General features: G+C 40.0%; 19 protein-coding genes. 5 read left to right on the top strand and 14 right to left on the bottom strand.

Going from position 1 to position 20,073, the window contains the following annotated elements; translation table 11 throughout:
* Positions 1 to 19: 19 nt before the first annotated feature.
* From bshC to HW120_RS08185, 4 genes are all read left to right on the top strand, one after another.
* The gene (gene bshC / locus HW120_RS08200) at positions 20 to 1,609 is read left to right on the top strand and encodes a bacillithiol biosynthesis cysteine-adding enzyme BshC (RefSeq protein WP_177733061.1); all 1,590 of its coding nucleotides are present in this window, start codon (positions 20 to 22) and stop codon (positions 1,607 to 1,609) included.
* 112 nt (positions 1,610 to 1,721) lie between these two features.
* Positions 1,722 to 2,141 carry a nucleoside-diphosphate kinase gene (locus HW120_RS08195; RefSeq protein ID WP_177733059.1) on the top strand — a complete coding sequence of 140 codons (420 nt, stop codon included), beginning with the start codon at positions 1,722 to 1,724 and terminating at the stop codon, positions 2,139 to 2,141.
* Between the two features lie 264 nt (positions 2,142 to 2,405).
* The gene (locus HW120_RS08190; protein WP_177733057.1) at positions 2,406 to 3,842 is read left to right on the top strand and encodes a hypothetical protein; all 1,437 of its coding nucleotides are present in this window, start codon (positions 2,406 to 2,408) and stop codon (positions 3,840 to 3,842) included.
* A gap of 2 nt (positions 3,843 to 3,844) precedes the next feature.
* Entirely contained in the window at positions 3,845 to 5,764 is a 1,920-nt protein-coding gene (locus HW120_RS08185; protein ID WP_177733055.1) for an amidohydrolase, read from the top strand.
* A gap of 39 nt (positions 5,765 to 5,803) precedes the next feature.
* On the opposite strand, the gene HW120_RS08180 is transcribed toward HW120_RS08185, so the two are convergent.
* Both HW120_RS08180 and HW120_RS08175 read right to left on the bottom strand, forming a co-directional pair.
* Positions 5,804 to 6,100 (bottom strand): DUF721 domain-containing protein, encoded by a 297-nt coding sequence (locus HW120_RS08180; protein WP_177733053.1) that lies wholly within the window; start codon positions 6,098 to 6,100, stop codon positions 5,804 to 5,806.
* 2 nt (positions 6,101 to 6,102) lie between these two features.
* Positions 6,103 to 6,522: a lipocalin family protein gene (locus HW120_RS08175; protein ID WP_177733051.1), complete on the bottom strand. Its 420-nt coding sequence runs from the start codon at positions 6,520 to 6,522 to the stop codon at positions 6,103 to 6,105.
* 118 nt (positions 6,523 to 6,640) lie between these two features.
* Here HW120_RS08175 and HW120_RS08170 point away from each other — a divergent pair, with 118 nt between their 5' ends.
* Positions 6,641 to 7,741, top strand: a complete 1,101-nt coding sequence (locus HW120_RS08170; RefSeq protein ID WP_177733049.1) for a serine hydrolase domain-containing protein — start codon at positions 6,641 to 6,643, stop codon at positions 7,739 to 7,741.
* A gap of 5 nt (positions 7,742 to 7,746) precedes the next feature.
* Here the strand turns inward: HW120_RS08170 and HW120_RS08165 are convergent, their stop codons facing one another.
* The 12 genes from HW120_RS08165 to HW120_RS08110 form a co-directional block, all read right to left on the bottom strand.
* Entirely contained in the window at positions 7,747 to 7,929 is a 183-nt protein-coding gene (locus tag HW120_RS08165; RefSeq protein ID WP_177733047.1) for a hypothetical protein, read from the bottom strand.
* A 6-nt stretch (positions 7,930 to 7,935) separates the two neighbouring features.
* Entirely contained in the window at positions 7,936 to 8,889 is a 954-nt protein-coding gene (gene ftsY / locus HW120_RS08160; RefSeq protein ID WP_177733045.1) for a signal recognition particle-docking protein FtsY, read from the bottom strand.
* 145 nt (positions 8,890 to 9,034) lie between these two features.
* The gene (locus tag HW120_RS08155; RefSeq protein ID WP_177733043.1) at positions 9,035 to 9,187 is read right to left on the bottom strand and encodes a DUF4295 domain-containing protein; all 153 of its coding nucleotides are present in this window, start codon (positions 9,185 to 9,187) and stop codon (positions 9,035 to 9,037) included.
* Between the two features lie 9 nt (positions 9,188 to 9,196).
* Positions 9,197 to 9,379: a 50S ribosomal protein L33 gene (gene rpmG / locus HW120_RS08150; RefSeq protein ID WP_177733041.1), complete on the bottom strand. Its 183-nt coding sequence runs from the start codon at positions 9,377 to 9,379 to the stop codon at positions 9,197 to 9,199.
* A 25-nt stretch (positions 9,380 to 9,404) separates the two neighbouring features.
* Positions 9,405 to 9,641, bottom strand: coding sequence for a 50S ribosomal protein L28 (gene rpmB / locus HW120_RS08145; protein WP_177733039.1), 237 nt, complete (start codon positions 9,639 to 9,641; stop codon positions 9,405 to 9,407).
* A 79-nt stretch (positions 9,642 to 9,720) separates the two neighbouring features.
* Entirely contained in the window at positions 9,721 to 10,968 is a 1,248-nt protein-coding gene (locus tag HW120_RS08140; RefSeq protein WP_177733037.1) for a competence/damage-inducible protein A, read from the bottom strand.
* Positions 10,969 to 11,038: 70 nt separating this feature from the next.
* Positions 11,039 to 11,383, bottom strand: a complete 345-nt coding sequence (locus HW120_RS08135; protein WP_177733035.1) for an Hpt domain-containing protein — start codon at positions 11,381 to 11,383, stop codon at positions 11,039 to 11,041.
* Entirely contained in the window at positions 11,383 to 11,994 is a 612-nt protein-coding gene (locus HW120_RS08130) for a fumarylacetoacetate hydrolase family protein (RefSeq protein ID WP_177733033.1), read from the bottom strand. Before HW120_RS08130 ends, HW120_RS08135 begins: the two co-directional genes overlap by 1 nt.
* A 19-nt stretch (positions 11,995 to 12,013) precedes the next feature.
* Positions 12,014 to 12,790: a 3'-5' exonuclease gene (locus HW120_RS08125; RefSeq protein WP_177733031.1), complete on the bottom strand. Its 777-nt coding sequence runs from the start codon at positions 12,788 to 12,790 to the stop codon at positions 12,014 to 12,016.
* Between the two features lie 105 nt (positions 12,791 to 12,895).
* Entirely contained in the window at positions 12,896 to 14,317 is a 1,422-nt protein-coding gene (locus tag HW120_RS08120) for an RtcB family protein (protein WP_177733029.1), read from the bottom strand.
* Between the two features lie 111 nt (positions 14,318 to 14,428).
* Positions 14,429 to 19,507 carry a DUF4132 domain-containing protein gene (locus HW120_RS08115; RefSeq protein WP_177733027.1) on the bottom strand — a complete coding sequence of 1,693 codons (5,079 nt, stop codon included), beginning with the start codon at positions 19,505 to 19,507 and terminating at the stop codon, positions 14,429 to 14,431.
* 21 nt (positions 19,508 to 19,528) lie between these two features.
* Entirely contained in the window at positions 19,529 to 19,963 is a 435-nt protein-coding gene (locus HW120_RS08110; protein WP_177733025.1) for a hypothetical protein, read from the bottom strand.
* Between the last annotated feature and the right edge of the window lie 110 nt (positions 19,964 to 20,073).

Here is a 20,073-nt window from a genome sequence, read left to right as displayed (position 1 = left end):
ATACATAACCATATTTATTATGCCTACTGACTGTATCAGCTATCAAGAATCCAATTATTTTTCGAAGTTAATTGTTGATTATTTAGATAAAAAAACAGAAACACAGTCCTTATACCATCGTTTTCCTTCTCTGGAAAATTTCAAATTACAGCTCGAAGAAAAAGGAAATAATTTCAATCCGGCCCACAGAAATACTTTAGCGGCCGTTCTTAAAGAACAATATCGTTCCGTGAATACTTCGGAAGCAACCCGGCAGCATATTGCTCTTTTAAAAGAAGTCAATACTTTTACGATAACAACAGGACATCAGTTAAATTTATTTACCGGTCCGCTGTATTTTCTTTATAAGATTGTTTCGACCATCAATTTAGCCAAAGAATTAAAAGCAGCCTATCCCGGTTATAATTTTGTACCGGTATATTGGATGGCTACCGAAGATCATGATTTTGAAGAGATCAATTATTTCAATTTCAAAAACAAAAAGATCAAATGGAATAAAGAAAGCCACGGTCCTGTAGGCCGTCTTTCGACGGAAGGACTGGAAAATGTTTTCGATGTTTTTTCGAAAGAACTGGGTATCGGGGATCATGCAGAATATTTACGCCAGCTATTCAAAAACGCTTATCTGAAACAGGATAACCTGGCAGATGCCACCCGTTTTTTAGCCAACGAATTGTTCCGGGAACAGGGATTGGTGATTATTGATGCCGATAACGCATCCTTAAAAAAACTGTTTGTCCCGTATCTCAAAAAGGAATTACTGGAACAATATGCTTTCGGGAAAGTAACCGAAACTGCCGGGTTACTCAAATCCTATACGGTTCAGGTAAATCCGCGCGAAATCAACCTATTCTATATAGAGGACAATTTAAGGGAACGTATTGTTTTTGAAAACGGGAAATATATCGTGAACACCACTTCCCGCACTTTTACGGAAAGCGAGCTGCTAACCGAGCTGGAAAGTCATCCCGAAAAATTCAGTCCTAATGTTATCATGCGACCGCTATACCAGGAGGTTATTTTACCCAACCTTTGCTATATTGGCGGAGGCGGTGAACTGGCATACTGGTTTGAGCTGAAATCCCTTTTTGAAGCGTCCAATGTTACTTTTCCGATCTTGTTATTACGGAATTCCGCTTTGATCGCAACGGTAAAACAAGCTCAGAAAGCCGACAATTTACAATTGAGCTGGTCTGATTTATTCACCAGACAAGGTGAATTGGTTACCGCTAAAACCAAAGCATTTTCGGAATTTACAATTGATTTTACCGAACAGAAAAATCACCTGTCGCAACAGTTTAAAAACCTGATGGACATGGCAAACAGAACAGATGCTTCCTTTTACGGTGCTGTAAAAGCACAGGAAACAAAGCAGGTAAAAGGATTGGAAAACCTGGAAAAACGCTTGTTAAAAGCCGAAAAACGCCAGCATGAAGAAAAGCTGCGCCGCATCACCGATTTACAGAACGAATTGTTTCCCAACCAGAGTTTACAGGAGCGTTTTGCTAACTTTTCGGAGTTTTATCTGGAATTTGGCCCGGCCTTAAACGACGCTTTACTAAAACAATTAAAACCACTGGAACAGGAATTTTCGGTTTTAGTTTTATAAGGCTGTTGCTGTTTTTATAACTTTTCTGAACGAAATAACAATTTCAGCAATACGAAATCGGTTTTATTTATTTTAAAAATACTACTTTTGCAAAAAATTTAAACAAATCAAAATGGCAACGAATAGAACATTCACTATGATTAAGCCTGATGCTGTTGAAAAAGGACACATCGGAGGAATTATTAACATGATTACTGAAGCTGGTTTCAGAATCGTATCTATGAAATTAACGCAATTAACTGTAGCTGACGCTCAGAAATTTTACGCTGTTCACAGTGAAAGACCTTTCTACGGAGAATTAGTGGAGTTCATGTCAAGAGGACCAATCGTTGCTGCTATCTTAGAAAAAGATAACGCTGTTGAGGCTTTCAGAACTTTAATTGGTGCTACAAACCCAGCTGAAGCTGCTGAAGGAACTATCCGTAAAAAATATGCTACTTCTATTGGAGAAAATGCTGTTCACGGATCTGACAGTGATGAAAATGCTGCTATTGAAGGTGCTTTCCATTTTGCAGGAAGAGAGCAATTCTAATACAAGATACCTTATATTTAAAAGGCTGTTCGATGAACAGCCTTTTTTTATTCCTTTTACTTTCCCACAGCACCATCGCTATTAATAACACGGGTCACTTTCTTGTTGTTTTTTATTAATTATACAATATAACTGTTAAAAACGGGTAGTTATACGCTATAATACGTTTTTTCAAGGCGCTACTTTTACCTAAAACCTTAGCATCTGCATACAGGTATAAGTGCTTTTTGAAACGAAACATTACCCAAACTAACAAAAACAATTATGAAAACACTACACAAAACCAAGGCAATGGCTATCGGAATAGCCTTGACTGCTCTAGGAATCACATCGCTGGTTTCCTGTAAAAAAGAAAAAGCAGAGGAAGCAAATGCCAAACTGGCTGCTATCGTTCCCGGTATTAAACCTCAGGAATTTCCAAGTAATTTAAACATTCCCGGTTTTAATTTCCCGGAAGATTCAACTGCAATTTACGGCTGGCTTAACAAAGCCGATACCGCCAGTATTGCCCGACATGCCTGGGGACTTTGGGCAGGAATTACCCAAAAATCCAATCAGGTTTATAACGGCGACAGCCTGATGGTTTTTGAAACCTGGATGGGTGTTAAAGAACTGGCTAAAATGGCTGCAGACGGCAACAAACAAGGCGGATGTGATCAGATCAAAAAACAGCGAACACCATTAAATGTTCCGAAACAGTTTGTACACGGAATGTTATTTGCCAATAAAAAGGCGGTAATTGACAGTACCAAATTTAAAGTTTTTGAAACGGTTGCCTACAATCCTGCAGCAGCTTGTTTTGCTACCGAAAATTTAATTTTCAATCAATCCGTATTGAACCAATACCAGGTGAAAGACGGTATTGGAAAAATACCGGATTTCCCGGCAGCTGCCATTACCACCAAGCCAACATACTATGCAGGAAAACCGGACAATAACGGCTTTATCAAAGTTCCTGTATGGCCCGGAACTCCCAATCCGGCAAAAGTTTACGGTTATAATGACTGGCAGACTTTTGTGTATGCCGACATCAACAACAAACAGTCCAATACCAACATAACACCGGTAACCACTGCCAATCCTACACCTGCGCAAATTAAGGCCGCAAGCTGTAACCTGAGTGATTTCCTTTATATGAAAATCGACCAAAAAACAGCGGCATATCTTAATGAACATCAGAATAAAAAAGAAGATCAGTTTAAAGCCGGTGATTACGTATTGTTAATGGCCATGCACGTAGGCACCAAAGAAATCAGCAACTGGACCTGGCAGACGTATTTCTGGAGTTACAATCCGGAAACACCATTTACTCCGAGTTCTACTTTCCTTGCTAAATTACGTCCAAAACAAATCAAAGGTGCAGCTGCCAATTATGCCGTTTCCACTTCTTACACGATGGTATGGCCTAACCAGCCGATAACCGGAGGAACGGACAAAGGCGCAAAACCGATGATCTCTTTCAACCCTTATCTTGAAGGCTCTTTCGGACCAGGTACGTTTAATATTCCGAACAATTATAACAAAACCTATCAGTATGGTGTTCAGACCAACTGTATGACCTGTCATGCTTTGGCTACCCAGATTGGTGTAGGTTATGCAACCGATCAGTATATCGACATGAAAGACATGAAGTTATTCAAAAATCAGGTACAACTTGATTTTGCCTGGTCTATTCAAAGTAATATCAACAAAACCAAATAGTTATGAATCAGCACGAAAGCATTCATCATGGTTGCACCCATTGCTCCTGCAACAGCCCTATTCTTAAAACTTTAGAGCAGGATTTATTCAGCCCGTCACAAATTGCCAAACTTTCCGAAAACCGGGATCTGGCTATTGCCCCTGAATCGGAATCATTAGTAATTCACGGCGGTACGATCAGACCATTGATCAACGGAAAGATGGATACCGTAGAAGCTATCGGGATTCATGACGGAAAAGTGGTTGCTGTGGGTACTTTACAATCGGTAACAGACACGATGAATTCCAACGGAATCACTCATAAGACTAAAAAATTAAAAAAACAGCAGACTTTATTACCCGGCCTGATCGAACCCCATGTACATATAGTTCCTTCTGCCCTAACCGGAAGCTGGCTGGATCTGGGTCCTTATAAAGGTCAGGATCTGAGAAAGGTTTACGACAAAACCTGGCTGAGCAAACAAATAAAAGCGTACATCAAAAAGCATCAGACCAAGCTTTCCATAGGCAGCTGGATTTTAGGATGCGGTGTGGACCCGGCATTAATGCCTTTTCAGAAAAGTGATGTTCCCGGCGGACTGAATCAGCTGATTACTTTCGACTGTGATTATCTGGACACCATTGTACGCGATTATCCGCTATTCATGACCAGTGCTTCGATGCATACGGCTTATGTGAACACCAAAGCGTTAAAGATTGTATATGAAAAAAATGAAGCGGCCTTAAAACCCACTTATCCTACTTTTGAAGATTATAAAGCCAAAACAAACGGGCAGCTTCAGGAAGAGGTGGGTATCGCACCGGCTTTAAAGAGCATACCGTCCTTTCAGATAGCCGAAGCCGCCTTATCGATCTTCCGCAACCTGAACGAGCAGTTCGAAACAGCTGTTTCAAGAGGTATTACGTTTATGTATGATGCCGGTATGAATGCTTTGCAGAAAACAATACTGGAAACATACCTGACTTTCCATCAGCGAAAAGTGCGGATCGGTGCTGCCCAGACGATAACTTCGAAAGAAATTGACAGTCTTGCGACTTATGTCCCGGTTCAAAACTATGAAGATGTTTATTACGGCAGTATCAAGATTATTTCCGATGGTTCCAATCAGGGATTAACCGGCTATCAGTCTGAAAAATATTGCTGTAATCCGGATAATAACTACGGTGCTTTCAACTTCCCGGAATCGGACCCGCATCCGAAGGAGTTACCGGACGACTACAGAACGCTGGTTAAAAGGATTGTTTCCGAAAAAGAATGGCCGTTAATGATCCATGCCAACGGTGACGTTGCTGTTGCTTATGCGATTGAGGTTTACCGCGATGCCTTTAAGGATGCTTCCGATAAAAAGAAAGTCATTACCGACCGCATGCACCGTATTGAGCACTGCTCTATCCTTACGGACGACCAGATCAAAGACATGAAAGATTTGGGAATAGTTCCCAGCTTCCTGATCGGGCATGTCGGCTATTGGGGTTATGCTTTCCGTGAAGCCATTTTTGAAGATAAAGCCGAAAAACTGGATTTGTGTAAATCTGCCCTGAATGCCGGTTTAAGAATAACACTGCATACAGACCACAGTGTTAGTCCGCTTGGACCGCTGCGTTTAATGGAACAGTCCATTACCCGTATCATGGAAGGTTCACCGGCTTCCTATCCGGATAATGTGTTAAATCCGAAAGAGCGCTTAACCGTTGAAGAGGCGTTATTAGCCGTTACTTATGATGCCGCCTGGCAATGTCATGCCGATAAATGGGTGGGGTCATTACAGGAAGGTTATTTCGCCGATTTTGTGATCCTGGAAGAAGATCCGTTACTATTGAATATCGCTTATAAAAAGCTGCGCAACATTCCGGTACTGGAAACCTGGAAAGGCGGTACCAGTGTTTACAAAAAGACTAAAAAAGCCGCAATGGCCTTTTAGAAATCAAAACAAAAAAGCAGGAGTAATATCCTGCTTTTTTTATCGTAATACCAAGTCTTTCACCAGGTCTTTCCGCAATTCCTCGTTGATCATTGCGATAATCTTTTCTTTTCCGTAGCTCAGCTCTTCCCTAAGCACTGCCGAAGAAAGGGCAACATACAAGGTTGTTCCTTTTAAGGCTATTTCTGTAGTATAGTTGTTTACACCGTTACCCATCAGGTTTTTCCAGGCATCCCTTACATCAATCTTATCCATCCCGGACTGCAAGCGGTTATCCTGAATGAACTGCTTTAAAACATCCCCTATCGGAGATTCTTCATTAAATCGTTTCGCCATGCTTATTTAATTGAAAATGAAGTCGCTTTTTTGTAATGGTATTCCATATCATGCTCATTCTTAAGAACCAGTTCCTCATCGGATATTTTTACCAGTTCTTCCTTCCATTTCGCATAAGCCGTAGTATACTTTAAATATACATGCTTATCTTCTTTTACAATAGCTACTTTTTCATCCAGTTCACTCACCAGGTAAGTCCCGTCAAGCTGCGGCATCACTTTTTTACGAAATCCCTTGTTGTTCTTTATCTCAAAATAATCAATAGTAGGATTAATTGAATATTCTTTACTGCTTCCGTCCGGCATGACCGCTTTCTCGATTTCCCAATAGCCGTTAATTTTGGCGATATCTGTATCTTCAATTTTTTGGTTACAAGCTGTAAAAACCAAACAAATCAGCAATGACGAAATTATTTTTTTCATGGCATAAACATTTTTACAAATTTACCTTTTAATATGGCAAAAACTAAATTTAGATGGAAAAAACAGTTCTGATTAAACTATTTAATATTTTTGGAGTCCTACAACAAACCCTCACCCGATGAAAAGAATTTTCCTTACTGTTTTTACGGCAATCAGCTTGATGAGCTGCAGTGCTGATAATGAAGCCGTTTCCGATACTACACCTGTTGTTCCGGTTACTCCGGGCGAAAGCATGTATTTCCCGCCTGTAACCTCCGGGAGCACCGTTTGGGAAACCAGGAGCCTGGCAGAGCTGGGCTGGAACAATAACGCCGTACAGCCGCTTTTGGATTATTTAAATCAAAAGCACAGCAAATCGTTTATTATACTTGTAAACGGACGAATCGTGATGGAACAGTATTTCAACGGTCATACCGCTACGGCAAACTGGTATTGGGCAAGTGCCGGCAAAACCCTTACGGCAACGATGACCGGAATTGCACAACAGGAAGGTTTGCTGAACATCAACAATAAAGTATCCGATTATCTGAATACCGGATGGACCAGCGCCCCATTGGCTAAAGAGAATTTAATTACCAACAGGCATCTGCTTACCATGACATCCGGACTGGACGATGCTGCCAATGGCGATTGTGTTACTCCCGATTGTTTAACCTATACTGCCGATGCCGGAACGCGATGGGCTTATGACAATGTATATGTAAAATTGCAGGATGTGGTCGCTGCCGCTTCCCATACCTCTTTCAGCAGTTATTTCAATACCAGACTCCGGGATAAAATCGGGATGAACGGAATGTGGATCAACACCAGCGACGGACTGAGCGTTTACTGGAGCACTACCCGAAGCATGGCACGCTTTGGTTTACTGATGCTGAATAAAGGCAGGTGGAATACCGATCCGATTTTAAACGAAACTTATTTTAACGAGGCAACCAATACCTCTCAAAACATCAACCTAGCTTATGGTTATTTGTGGTGGCTGAATGGAAAATCAAGCTATCATTTACCGCAAAGCCAGCTGCAGCTGCCGGGAAGTATTATTCCTTCCGCACCGGCAGATATGGTAATGGCACTGGGTAAAAACGATCAGAAAATATACATCATCCCTTCCAGGAAGATGGTTGTTATCCGGATGGGCGATGCCGCCGATGGCAGCAATATGGCCTTATCGGATTTTGACGAGGTATTATGGCAAAAAATAAAAGCGTTATATGAATAACGCTTTTATTTTCTATTGAAATATTTTATAATGGCTCCGATACATAATATAAAACTTAATAATCGTAGTCCTAAGAATATACCCGGCAACGGTTTTTCTATAAACGTTGCTGCCAGACCTAAAACACAGCCGGTAATAAACATTTTCAGCGGTGTTACTGCCTTAATGAAATCAAGAGCTTTTTTCATTGGTTCTTATTTGAAAAATGAGTCTACAAATTCAAATTTATTAAACACCTGTAAATCTTCAATTCCTTCACCAACACCAATATATTTTACAGGAATCTGGAACTGATCGGAGATACCGATAACCACTCCTCCTTTTGCCGTTCCGTCCAGTTTGGTAACGGCCAGGCAGGAAACCTCAGTAGCTGCCGTGAACTGTTTTGCCTGCTCGAAAGCATTTTGTCCGGTAGAACCGTCTAAAACCAGTAAAACATCATGAGGAGCATCGTCCAGTACTTTTTGCATAACGCGTTTCACTTTGGTCAGTTCGTTCATTAATCCTACTTTATTGTGCAAACGACCAGCTGTATCAATAATAACCACATCGGCATTTTGTGAAACCGCCGATTGCAGCGTATCGAAAGCTACCGATGCCGGATCACTTCCCATTTGCTGTCTTACGATGGGCACCCCCACTCTGTCTGCCCAAACCTGTAACTGGTCAATTGCTGCTGCACGGAAGGTATCGGCAGCACCTAAAACCACCTTGTGTCCGGCTTTTTTAAACTGGTAGGCCAGTTTCCCTATAGTCGTTGTTTTTCCAACACCGTTCACACCCACCACCATGATCACATAAGGTTTCTTGTTTGCCGGTATTTCAAATTCACTGGCTTCTCCCGAATTCGTTTCCGATAACAAACCGGCAATTTCTTCTCTAAGAATTCCGTTTAATTCATCTGTTCCTAAATACTTATCGCGGGAAACACGTTCTTCAATTCTTTCTATAATTTTCAGGGTCGTATTTACCCCGACATCCGAAGAAACCAGAATCTCTTCCAGATTATCCAAAACCTCATCATCTACTTTCGATTTTCCTGCTACCGCTTTGGTAAGCTTGGAAAAGAAAGATGTTTTTGTTTTTTCAAGCCCTTTATCTAAGGTCTCTTTTTTTTCTGATGAAAATATTTTTTTAAAAAAATTCATTTAACTAATGCAATTAAATTAGGTGTTCGGAAAGCAGCCTTGCGTTTTAGCAATTATCGCTTCTCATACAATTCTTACGACAAATATAAACATAAAAAAGCTACTTCCATATGAAAGTAGCTTTTCTATAAATTGTATATCGGAATTATTTCTTTTTTAAGAAATTATCCACATCCTCAGGAGACATTACTGACTCAACAAAAGTGTAAGCACCAGTTTTAGGTGATTTTACCATTTTGATAGCCTTAGTTAATCTTTTTGAAGCTGTTTGTAAAGTTGCTACGGTTTTCTTTGCCATGACTTACTATTATTTAATTTCTTTATGAACAGTTACTCTCTTCAAAATTGGATTGAACTTTTTAATCTCTAATCTGTCTGGAGTATTTTTTTTGTTTTTAGTACTAATGTATCTTGAAGTTCCAGGAACCCCAGAAGCTTTGTGTTCAGTACATTCTAAAATTACCTGAATTCTATTACCTTTCTTTGCCATCTTGATGTATATTATTTAGGTGGGATTATTTTACAAATCCGTTAGCTTTAGCTTCTTTCAAAACCGCAGCGATACCATTTTTATTAATTGTTTTTAAAGCAGCAGTAGACACTCGTAAAGTAACCCATCTGTCTTCTTCAGGAATGTAGAAACGTTTCTTAACTAAGTTAACGCTAAATTTTCTTTTGGTTTTATTCATAGCGTGAGAAACATTGTTTCCTACCATCGCTCTTTTACCTGTAAGTTCACAAACTCTTGACATTATACTTATCTTTATATTCGTTATTCAAAATCAGGGTGCAAAGTAACAAAAAAGAAACCTATTACACAAACTATTTTGATTAGTTTTTTAAAATTTCTTTATAAATTTTTTCTAAAGCTTTATTCACCGCCCTGTCTACAACCTTTTCCCGCGGTTGCCCAAAGTTAAATTCTTCAGCATAAACACCTTCAGGAGTCGCTATTCCGATAAAAACCGTACCCACACTGGCATCCGATTCTCCCTTAGCCGGACCGGCATTTCCGGTTGTTGCAATGGCATAATCCACATTCAGAATTTTCTGAGCTCTGGCTGCCATTTCCAACGCGACTGCCTCACTAACCACGGAATGCTTTTCGATAACCTCCGAAGGTATTCCCAGCAGGTTTATTTTTGCTTCTGTTGCATAACTCACGATACCACCTTTAAAATAGGCCGAAGAACCGGCAACCGATGTTAAGGTTGCGGCAACGCTTCCTCCGGTACAGCTTTCTGCCGTGCCAATGGTCAGGTTTCGTTCTGTCAGCAGTTTTCCTAAAACAACTTCCAGTGTTTCCTCATCGTCATAACCGACAATGTCATTTTTTATGATCAGTTCCAGTTTTTCAATCTGGCTCTTGATTTCCCGGTGCAGTAAAAATTCATCCAAACCGGAAGCCGACAGGCGAAGGCGTACACGTCCCGGGCTGGGCAGGTATGCCAGTTTAATAAATTCCGGCAGATTGTCTTCCCAATGCTCGATCCGTTCCGCCAGAAGGCTTTCGCCCACACCATAGGTCAATATGGTTTTATGAACGATATACGGCCTTTTAAAACGCGTTATCAACCTCGGAATCACTTCATTTTCCATCAGGTATTTCATCTCATAAGGCACTCCGGGAAGGGAAATAAAAACGGTTTCATTGCGTTCCATCCACGTACCGGGAGCCGTCCCTACTTTATTGAAAAGCACCGTGCTTTTAGACAGTACCAATGCCTGATCTTTATTGATCTGTGAAGCCGGTCTGTTAAACGCTCTTTCGATGATATCCACTACATGTGCGAGCACATTCTGGTCTACTACCAGTTCATCGCCAAAATATTCACAAAGCGTTTTTTTAGTGATATCGTCTTTTGTTGGTCCTAATCCTCCGGTGATGATTACGATATCCACGTTTTTTTCCAACTGGGAAAGGGTCTGCAGTATATGCTGCCTGTCATCGGAAACCGACTGCATTTCATGTACTTTAACACCTATTTTCTCTAATGCTTTTGCAATAAAGGACGAATTGGTATCGACAACCTGTCCGATCAGGATCTCGTCTCCTATGGTAACAATACTGGCTTTCATTTTGTATCTGTAAATGTAAAAAGGCAAAAATTTCATGTCGAAATTCCTGCCTTTTGTACCGGGCTATTGCCTATAAGTTATAATCTTTTCTAATTTCTTTTAAAGTATTATCAACATGCTCTTTAAGGCTTTTGAATACTTCTTTTATTTCTTTCTTTTTGCCTTGTGATTTTGTCCACTCCATAATCTGAAGGTTTTCGTCATAAGCCAGATCCATTCCCATCAGATCCAAAGTAGGTTTTATTTTATGAGCAGCACTGTATGTTTTCACAAAGTCCTTGTCCTCTATACCTTCTTTGATCAGTTTTACCTCGTTTGGGATTTCTTCTACGAACAGGTGAATGATTTGCTGAGCAAACTCGGCATCATTGTCTGAAATTTCGTAAACTTTAGATAAGTTATAATGTATTGCCATTATTTTACTTGTATTCTAAACATTTGTTTTCCTTCTATAAAGCCTTCCAGTACATCATCTGCCTTTACTTTTGCAACTCCCGCAGGTGTTCCTGTAAAAAGCAGGTCACCCGTTTTCAATGTAAAATATTGCGACGCATAAGCAATGAGTTCGTCAATTTTCCACAACATGTGACTGGTATTTCCTTTTTGTACTGTCTGGCCGTTACTGGTTAATTCAAATGTAATATTTTCCAGTGAATTAAATTCACTTTTTGGCAAAAAATCTCCGACAACCGCCGAACCGTCAAAAGCTTTGGCTTTTTCCCACGGCAATCCTTTTTCTTTCAGTTTTGCCTGCAGATCTCTTGCGGTAAAATCAATTCCCAGTCCGATTTCATTATAATATTTGTGCGCAAATTTGGCATCAATATATTTTCCCACCTTACTGATTTTTACGACAATTTCTACTTCATGGTGTACATCATCGCTAAATTCCGGGATAAAAAAAGGTGCCTGCTTCAACAAAATTGCCGTATCCGGTTTTAAGAAAATAACCGGTTCCGTTGGACGTTCGTTTTGTAATTCCGCTATATGTTCGGTGTAATTTCTTCCGATACAGATGATTTTCATAACGCTAAGCCGGTTTTATTTAACTTAATTTATTGTTTAGTTTTCGCAGTTTTATTCCTGTCAGCACTTTTTTGGTGTACAACGGGAATTCTGCATTCTGGATCCAGCCAAAATAGCCCGGTTCTTTTTCCAGCACGTCTTCCACCAAAGCTCCTTTGTGTTTTCCGAACGTAAAGATTTCCTGTCCTTCCGAATTCAACGCTATAAATCCGGCAAAGTCAACCGATTTTTTTCGCGTTGTAAATTCAGACAGTGTTTTGATATCGTTTTCCAGTTCCGGATAGCGCTCCAATTGTGCTTTTAAGATTTCATAGGTTGCCAGGGTATCGGCTTCTGCACTATGGGCATTTTCAAGACTTCCGCCACAGTAAAATTTATAGGCAGCACTTAGCGTACGTTCTTCCATTTTATGGAAAATTGTCTGCACATCTACCGATACGCGGTTTTTCATATCAAAATCCACCTCAGCACGCAATAATTCTTCTGCCAAAAGCGGAATATCGAAACGATCCGAATTAAAACCGGCCAGGTCGGAGTCTTTAATCATGTTATATATTTGCGCCGAAAGCTGTCTAAACGTGGGTTCATTGGCAACTTTCTCATCAGAAATACCATGTATTGCTGTTGATTGCGGCGGAATTGGCATGCCCGGATTAACCAGCCATGTTTTCCCTTCTTTATTCCCGTTAGGATATACTTTGAATATCGAGATTTCTACTATTCGGTCTTTTGCCACATCAATTCCAGTCGTTTCAAGGTCAAAAAAACAAATAGGTCTGTTTAATTTAAGTTCCATTTTTATAATTTGAATAGCTACAAATATAACTGTTTTGCCGCTACACTAAAAGCATTATCACAAAAAAAGACCTGCTTGAAATAATTCCGGCAGGTCTCTTTTTTTTTAATCTTCATGACTACCGTCATCCGCCATTCGCACCAGTTTGGGTGTAAATTTAGCCACAACATCGATCAGCTCTTTTTGCGCTTCCATGACCACTGTGATATCTTTATATGCCATTGGCGCTTCGTCTCTTCCGGCTCCCACCAGGGTAACACCGTGTTCTTTCAGAACGGCACTCATATCGGCTTTAGTAATATTTTTCACGGCCTGTGTCCGGCTCATTTGACGCCCGGCTCCATGTGAGGCAGAGTTGATGGCACTGGCCTCTCCTTTTCCTCTCACCAGGAATCCCGGTGCCGTCATCGATCCGGGAATGATTCCCATCACTCCTTTTGCTGCCGGTGTGGCTCCTTTTCGATGTACAATCACTTCTTCATTGTTCCAGATTTCTTTCCAGGCAAAATTATGATGGTTTTCCACCTTAGCCAATACCGTTGCTCCAACCGCTTTTTGCATTTTATCATGAATGACTTGATGGCAGGCCGAAGCATAATCACCAGCCAGATTCATCGCCAGCCAATATTCCTGTCCTTCCTGTGAGTTCATATCCAGATAGGCTAAATTGGACGCTTCCTGCGGCAATTTACAGATTTGCTTTGCCAGCCGGGTGTAATGTCCCGCAATTGTCGCTCCCATTCCTCTTGAACCGGAATGCGTTAGTAAGGCCACATAATTTCCTTTTTCAATATTCAGGATTTCGTCTTTTTCCGCAAATTCAATGATCCCGAATTCCACGAAGTGATTACCACCTCCGGAAGTTCCCAATTGGGACCAGGCTTTATCCTGCAAGTTTTTAATAAAAGGCGTCAGGCTGAATTCTTTTCTATCCAAAACATCATGGCTAGATTTATACCGGCCATGATAACCGTGACCGGCACCAAACTTTGTATGGGCAATCAGCTCTCTTTTGTATTTTGCCTCATTTTCATAGAAATGGCTTTCCGGGATATCATAAACAGATAGCGCCATACGGCAACCGATATCGACACCCACACCATACGGAATAATAGCATTTTTTGTAGCCAGAACACCGCCAATAGGTAATCCGTACCCCTGATGAGCATCCGGCATTAAAGCTCCGGCAACCGTAACCGGCAGTTTCATGGCGATATGCATTTGCTTCCGGGCTCCTTCTTCTATATGCTGTTCGCCAAAAATATTATATTCTTTTGCCACTTCATTTAGCGGTATAATTTCCTCTTTTGGCGCATTTGCTTCTTCAATAATCTTTGTTGCAAGATCTTCCAGAATCGGGTCATCCAGATAATTTTCCGGGTTTTCATTTACCTTTTGCAACTGTATTAACAGCGCTTCTTTTCCAATACTTTCCGAATTGGCAGCGGCTATTTTTAAGGCTATTCCTAAAACGGCATTTTGTTTATATCCTACCGAAATTAAATCGGTTCCTGTTATTTTTTCCATATTCTTTTGTTTTAACAGGGCAAAATTGCAACCCATCAACGCAATGGTATTGCGCAGTAAAACTTTTTTTTCAAAAAAAAAGCCTGATATGTGGTATCAGGCCTTAAACTATCAATTACTATACATTTCTATCTGCGATAAAACTGTCGGATCCTGTATTTCTTTATCTCTCGACAGCAGCAATACTTTTGCTATAATTTCGGAAGTTTTCGGGTCTTCATCCAGGAACGGCAGAAACAATCTTCCTCTATGCTGCGAATGCACCGGCAATATAGACAGGTATCTTCCCGGCAGTTGATGCACAATGGCACTTCCCAAATGCAGGCTGTATGTTCCGTATGTTCCGTTTATCATTACATGACTTCCTTTAACCTCAACATTCCCCAGTTTAAACAATCGTATGGATTCTTCCAGGATAACCGCTCTCATTTCAATAGTAGAATGGCTACTTTCCGGATCAACACCTCCCACATGGGCAACGCTGACCACCAAATCAATATCCCTCATCACTTCCGAAAAAATTCGGGGATCGATTTCTGAAAAAGGAATGTTTTTATAGGTCTTCAGATCATGAAATTCAACAGTTTCCAATGTCGGGCTTTCAACATCACTTGGGGTAAACCAATCTGCCATAGCATACAGTTTTACCGTATAACCTTCTTTTCTGTAAAGTTTCTGCAATCCCGTTTCATAATCCACTTTCCAGCCTCTGGATTTCAGGAGTGCTACTGTTTTTTTAGGCTGCACCTGATGTCCTTCATATCTTCCTGAAACACCGCCTACCGCCAGCTCATCTGCCGTTGGCACATAGAGTTCCCTGAAAATCTGTTTAAACGGCTGCACCAATTCTTTTTCAAAACAATAATGCTGAAATTCCCTCCATGTTCCGGAAGCATGCAAGTCGTAACAATGGGCAATGCGTATTGTTTCTTCTTTTTGTATCGGGTACAATTCTCCTGCAAAATCAACCAGATTCCCTTTGTGATAGAATCCGATATGAACAGCACTTTCTCTTTCCAGCACAAAAACGAGTTTTTGAAGATGTCCGGCTATTACAGGATGCTGTATCAATACTTCCATTTCTTCAAAATGGAATTCATCACCCCTGATCATTGCTTCTTCCAATCCTTTTCTCGAACGGCTGAATTGTTCCCTCAAAACTTTCTTATGCTCATTAAGAGCCAGAACCGATTTCTCTTTTTTGTATTTAGCAGGAATCGATTTTAGCATTTTTCCCTCTTTAGATACCTCAACATCTGCTTTACCGTCGCTATCCACAACAAGGTTCAGGACAATATCATCGATTTTAATCTCGGTAGCATCAGAAAGGATTTCCAGCACCTGTTTGGTTTCCATAGCCCAGGTTAAACGAATCGGATCCGGATATCCGGCATTTCTGGCGAGATTCTCCATCGCCACCCGTATCGCAAGTGCTTCACTGGCCTGTCGCTGAGCTCCGAAATCCCTGCTTTCTTTTTTAAACTGTTGCAAATACAGGTAACGTCCTAATACGTCTTTTTCAGAATTTGTTTTACTCAGCGGCACCAATCCATATACTCTTAAATAATCCTGATCTCTTTTATCTTTCACTTTGGCGGTAACTTCGCGAATTTTAAGGTCGCCCAAGATGGTATCGGCATACAATCTTGCCCTGCGGTGCCCGTTTCCTTCACTAATATACCTGGCGGCATTATAAACGAGTTCCCAACGTTTTTTACCCAGTTTTTTGTAAGCGCTGTCAAACCATTCTTTATCAACGGCTCCATCTTTAAAGTCATCTACATCCAATGTTGAATATTTGGCGATCTCACTTTCATCTTCAGCATTGCTTTGCTGATAAGCTGCTGTTTTGGTATGGGCATGCATCCACCATATTGCTTCATCAAGTCCGTTCCATCCCAGATAATTACTTATAAATTGCTGCCATTGCGGTGCATATACTGCTGCTTCTATTAATCTATTTTCCGAAATACCACTATCCCTCATCGCTGCATTAAAAGCGTCCTGGTTATCTGCTGGCAACGGAAAACATTTCTTTAACAAACTGGTGAATAATTGCTGTTTATTCATTTCGGAACCCGACCATGAATAGATATATCCTTTATATAAACTCGCTTTACCAAGTCCGGTCAATAATTCTTTAAAGCGATTAATTCCATAGATTTTTTTAAGGTTTTGTGCAAAAATCGTTACCGGAGTTGCTGAACTCTTCCTTTTTAATTCAATATCAAGCAGATATTCTCTTATTGTTTCAAAAAAAGGCTTTACAAACGGAAAGTCTTTCAACACATCATCTGCATCTCTGTTATTTTTTTTATCTGCCGACAGCCATTGAATCCTGTTTGGTAGCAGCATCGCAGAAATCAGTTCGTCCTTGGTGACCAGATGCTGTTCATAGGCCCTTGAGAAAACATAAAGCGGCGGCACATTTTTACCAATATTTTCAGCAAGTCCCGAATATTGTTTCCACCGGTATAAATTCCAGACTTTTTTGGCAAGCTCATCATCAGGTTTAAGTTCGATGCCATTGAGAAAAACATTAAAACAGCGCTCAGCCTGCCATCCGCTGCCATACTCGTGCTCATCATGACTCCAACTGTAATAGCTCGTTTGTTCCTGGTTTCTTTTATACTTCAATACCGTATCCGGCAATTTGGAATATACCTGAATACAGGCATCCACCAAGTATTTATTTTTCTCTTCAAACGGGTAAATCCCGCCTAAAGCTACTAAAATTTTACTGATCGGATTATTCCATTGATAACGGCTGTTATCAGGATTAGGGATAAAGTCGGCAAAATAGAACACCTCATTTTCCAGTATTTCCCGCCAGGCTTTCCGATCATTTCGTTCTGCAAATGTGAGCAGGAATAAATCTACAGGCTGTAATTTTGAATCCAGATACCATTTTTCCCATAGCTCAAACAACGGATAACATTCGTACTTCTCCCTCAAGGAAAGTCCTTCAAATGAGTACCTCGTTGGTGAGAACCGGTTTCCTAACAGTATTTTCTCTTTTTTTCCGTAATAATCTTCACTGGTATATTCATATTCCTTATTGTTCAAATAAAGCGCACTCAATTGTTCCAAATCAGATTTAATGATGTGCAATGGTTTTGAAAAACCATATTTATTTTCTTTTACCGCTTTTTTATAGTAACTATCTTCTTCTATTACCGGCAAGGCAAAAGGGCTTATTTTTTCCGGATCGTATAAACCATAGCCATTTGCTGCCGAAAGAATCGCTGTTTCGTTATGATCTGAAAGTTGCCGGATTATTTTTTGCTCTTTTTCAGATATTTTTGCTCTTTTATTGAATGCTGCAGTCCAATTTTCAATTTCCGGCAGCAGCCTCGATGCTTCTTTCAATTTTATCATTAGTTCCAAACCAGCCATTCGCTGTTCGCTGTCACCGTTTGTTAACAGATTTGCTATAAAGGCGTTGAGCTGTTCGTCATCCTGCTTTAATATCAGGTCGATCAGGTGCATTCTTAGGGTCGCTCCTTTTCTTTTAAACAGTTCAAAAAAATGGTTTAATTCCTTTTCATTTAATTTAAGAGGCTTTAATGTATTGATGGCTGTTGCCACTATGGCCTCGCCCCTGTCTTTTAATAGCTTAAAGGCAAATTCTCTTTGAAAATCAGAAGGTATATTTTTATTGTTTTTTTCACCATACGAAAACGAATACTGATAGAAGTCTTTCAGGATGTTTCGCGTTAGTGATTCCCTAAGGCTTATAGCCATCCCGGAGAAGTTCTCCATTATCCTGTCCAGTTTTCCCCTGTCCTGCCCTACTAATAAGATCATCGCTTCGTAAATATCATTCCTGTTGAATTTTGCTTTCAGCCAGGAAAATACCTTTCCGTCGAATACTTTTTCTTTCTCGCTTATCTGTCCTAAAAGCGCATCTAATTGGTCAAAAAAAGCAGGGAAATCGTCATTATTAATATAAAACTCCGATTTCGCATTAGCATTTAAAAGGGGATTCATTCCTTTAAAACAAAAGGCCAGAATCTGTAAATTTGGTTCTTTTACAGCCTGATAGTATAAGGGCATTTCTATGGCCGGATGGCATAATTCACTTGCGAATTTTAACGCCAGACATTTTTTTTCAATTGTTCCTTTGTCAAGAAGTTCCTGTAAGTATACTACGGTTTTATCAACATCCTCCACTCCCTGTGCCCAAAGCGCCATATAAACCTCAATATTGTTGGTACTTTTTATTGCCTGGGCTATTTTCTCAGGATGATTTAAAAATTCTTTAGCAAATTGTAAGGTTGTTTTAATTGTGCTTTCCTTTTCGGCCTCCCAGCCTAAACCGGTCCAGACATCAACCGCTCTGACGATTGAAGAAAAGCGGGTTAGTTTATGTTCTAAAATAACGTCTATCATGTATTTCAATGCTTCCACATTGGCTTCATCCAAAGCTTCCACGATAACCTGCCGAAGTCCTTCCTGGCGTTGTGCCGCCAGCAGTAATTTCTCTACCAGCAGCCAGCCGGCTTTGTTCTTAGCGTTAAGCAATGCTAAAATACATTCCCTGGAAACTTTTCCGGTTTCACTTTTATTCTGTATAATCTCTTCTAACAGCCTGAATATTTTTTCGTTATTCAAATCGATGGCAGCCGACCATATATAAAAGTTATCATTGCCATAAAACTCATGAGTATAGGCTATATGCTCCTCCATATTCAGATTGTAATAACTGGTCTTTCCTGTTTTATAATCGTACTTCGATAGCGGCTGTAGTATATTGATCAGAAAATTAACCTGATTGATTATTGCAAAATTTTCATCATTGGGAGCTCTGAACGATCTCCTTAAATAACTGCTCTGGTATATTTTATATGGCATTTGCTCCCAGGCATATTTCACATATACTGCTTTTTCTTCTCCAAAGAAATAAATCAGTAAGTCATAATACTCGCGGATATCCCAGATTTTTTCCGGAATCAGATTTTTGAATACCTCAGCTCTTGACGAGCCAAGAGTAATAGCCGCATTTCCATAATATCCGCTTTTATTCTTCTTTATCAATTCCAATCCTAAAGCGGCCGCTTTTTTAGACAGCTTTTTCTTTTTGAACAGTTTAAAAAATCCGGTTCCCTCAACAATTTGCTGAAGCTCTTCCTTATACTGATCAATAGGATTCTTAATTTCTCTCTGCTTTAAAAAAGTTTCAATCGACATGATTACATAATTTAAATATTACTACCAATAACTTCCCACAAGGAAAGTCAGCCTTATAAATGTTAGTTCTTTTTTTTCGCTTAAATCAATGACCTGATTACTGTCTGACATTTCATCATCTCCATAAAAAACAGCATATAATCCATCTTCATAGGACAATAATGCATTTTCCTGAGCGGCTGCAATATCTACTTTGTTCTCGTTATAGATATTTTGAAATCCTGCTTTTCCGGTTTGTGTTAATGCAGAAAGATATTCTTCCGACGGCGAATGTGTTGTATCGTATTCTTCGGTATCGATAGTTTTATTATTATATTCTTCTGCTTTAATCTGAACGATTTTTAAGATCAGCTCCTTTAAGCTTACCAAAACATCCGAATTGACCAATACAATCTTTTGCCTTTCGATTACCGGACGTTTTTTACCTATTTGTTTAACAACTATATCTAATTCCATTCTATCGTTTTTAAGCATACGAACACACAAAGAGCGTTTCTTTGTACTTTAGTTTTTTCTTTTTTCTGGGGATTGAAAAGATAAGGCGGGAGAATCAAATATAATAATTT

Source organism: Flavobacterium inviolabile (assembly GCF_013389455.1).
GTDB classification, from domain to species: Bacteria; Bacteroidota; Bacteroidia; order Flavobacteriales; family Flavobacteriaceae; genus Flavobacterium; species Flavobacterium inviolabile.
The sequence above is the reverse complement of the archived record's forward strand: the minus strand, read 5'-3'. Positions and strand labels throughout refer to the sequence as shown.

What these genes read in the sequence shown, in the direction of transcription:
- HW120_RS08175 (WP_177733051.1), bottom strand. Translation starts at nt 6,522, where the DNA reads ATGAAAAAAATAATTTCGTCATTGCTGATTTGTTTGGTTTTTACAGCT.
- HW120_RS08195 (WP_177733059.1), top strand. Translation starts at nt 1,722, where the DNA reads ATGGCAACGAATAGAACATTCACTATGATTAAGCCTGATGCTGTTGAA.
- HW120_RS08165 (WP_177733047.1), bottom strand. Translation starts at nt 7,929, where the DNA reads ATGAAAAAAGCTCTTGATTTCATTAAGGCAGTAACACCGCTGAAAATG.
- HW120_RS08155 (WP_177733043.1), bottom strand. Translation starts at nt 9,187, where the DNA reads ATGGCAAAGAAAACCGTAGCAACTTTACAAACAGCTTCAAAAAGATTA.
- HW120_RS08115 (WP_177733027.1), bottom strand. Translation starts at nt 19,507, where the DNA reads ATGTCGATTGAAACTTTTTTAAAGCAGAGAGAAATTAAGAATCCTATT.
- rpmB (WP_177733039.1), bottom strand. Translation starts at nt 9,641, where the DNA reads ATGTCAAGAGTTTGTGAACTTACAGGTAAAAGAGCGATGGTAGGAAAC.
- ftsY (WP_177733045.1), bottom strand. Translation starts at nt 8,889, where the DNA reads ATGAATTTTTTTAAAAAAATATTTTCATCAGAAAAAAAAGAGACCTTA.
- HW120_RS08180 (WP_177733053.1), bottom strand. Translation starts at nt 6,100, where the DNA reads ATGGCGAAACGATTTAATGAAGAATCTCCGATAGGGGATGTTTTAAAG.
- rpmG (WP_177733041.1), bottom strand. Translation starts at nt 9,379, where the DNA reads ATGGCAAAGAAAGGTAATAGAATTCAGGTAATTTTAGAATGTACTGAA.
- HW120_RS08170 (WP_177733049.1), top strand. Translation starts at nt 6,641, where the DNA reads ATGAAAAGAATTTTCCTTACTGTTTTTACGGCAATCAGCTTGATGAGC.
- HW120_RS08185 (WP_177733055.1), top strand. Translation starts at nt 3,845, where the DNA reads ATGAATCAGCACGAAAGCATTCATCATGGTTGCACCCATTGCTCCTGC.
- HW120_RS08110 (WP_177733025.1), bottom strand. Translation starts at nt 19,963, where the DNA reads ATGGAATTAGATATAGTTGTTAAACAAATAGGTAAAAAACGTCCGGTA.
- HW120_RS08130 (WP_177733033.1), bottom strand. Translation starts at nt 11,994, where the DNA reads ATGAAAATCATCTGTATCGGAAGAAATTACACCGAACATATAGCGGAA.
- HW120_RS08135 (WP_177733035.1), bottom strand. Translation starts at nt 11,383, where the DNA reads ATGGCAATACATTATAACTTATCTAAAGTTTACGAAATTTCAGACAAT.
- HW120_RS08120 (WP_177733029.1), bottom strand. Translation starts at nt 14,317, where the DNA reads ATGGAAAAAATAACAGGAACCGATTTAATTTCGGTAGGATATAAACAA.
- HW120_RS08125 (WP_177733031.1), bottom strand. Translation starts at nt 12,790, where the DNA reads ATGGAACTTAAATTAAACAGACCTATTTGTTTTTTTGACCTTGAAACG.
- HW120_RS08140 (WP_177733037.1), bottom strand. Translation starts at nt 10,968, where the DNA reads ATGAAAGCCAGTATTGTTACCATAGGAGACGAGATCCTGATCGGACAG.
- HW120_RS08190 (WP_177733057.1), top strand. Translation starts at nt 2,406, where the DNA reads ATGAAAACACTACACAAAACCAAGGCAATGGCTATCGGAATAGCCTTG.
- bshC (WP_177733061.1), top strand. Translation starts at nt 20, where the DNA reads ATGCCTACTGACTGTATCAGCTATCAAGAATCCAATTATTTTTCGAAG.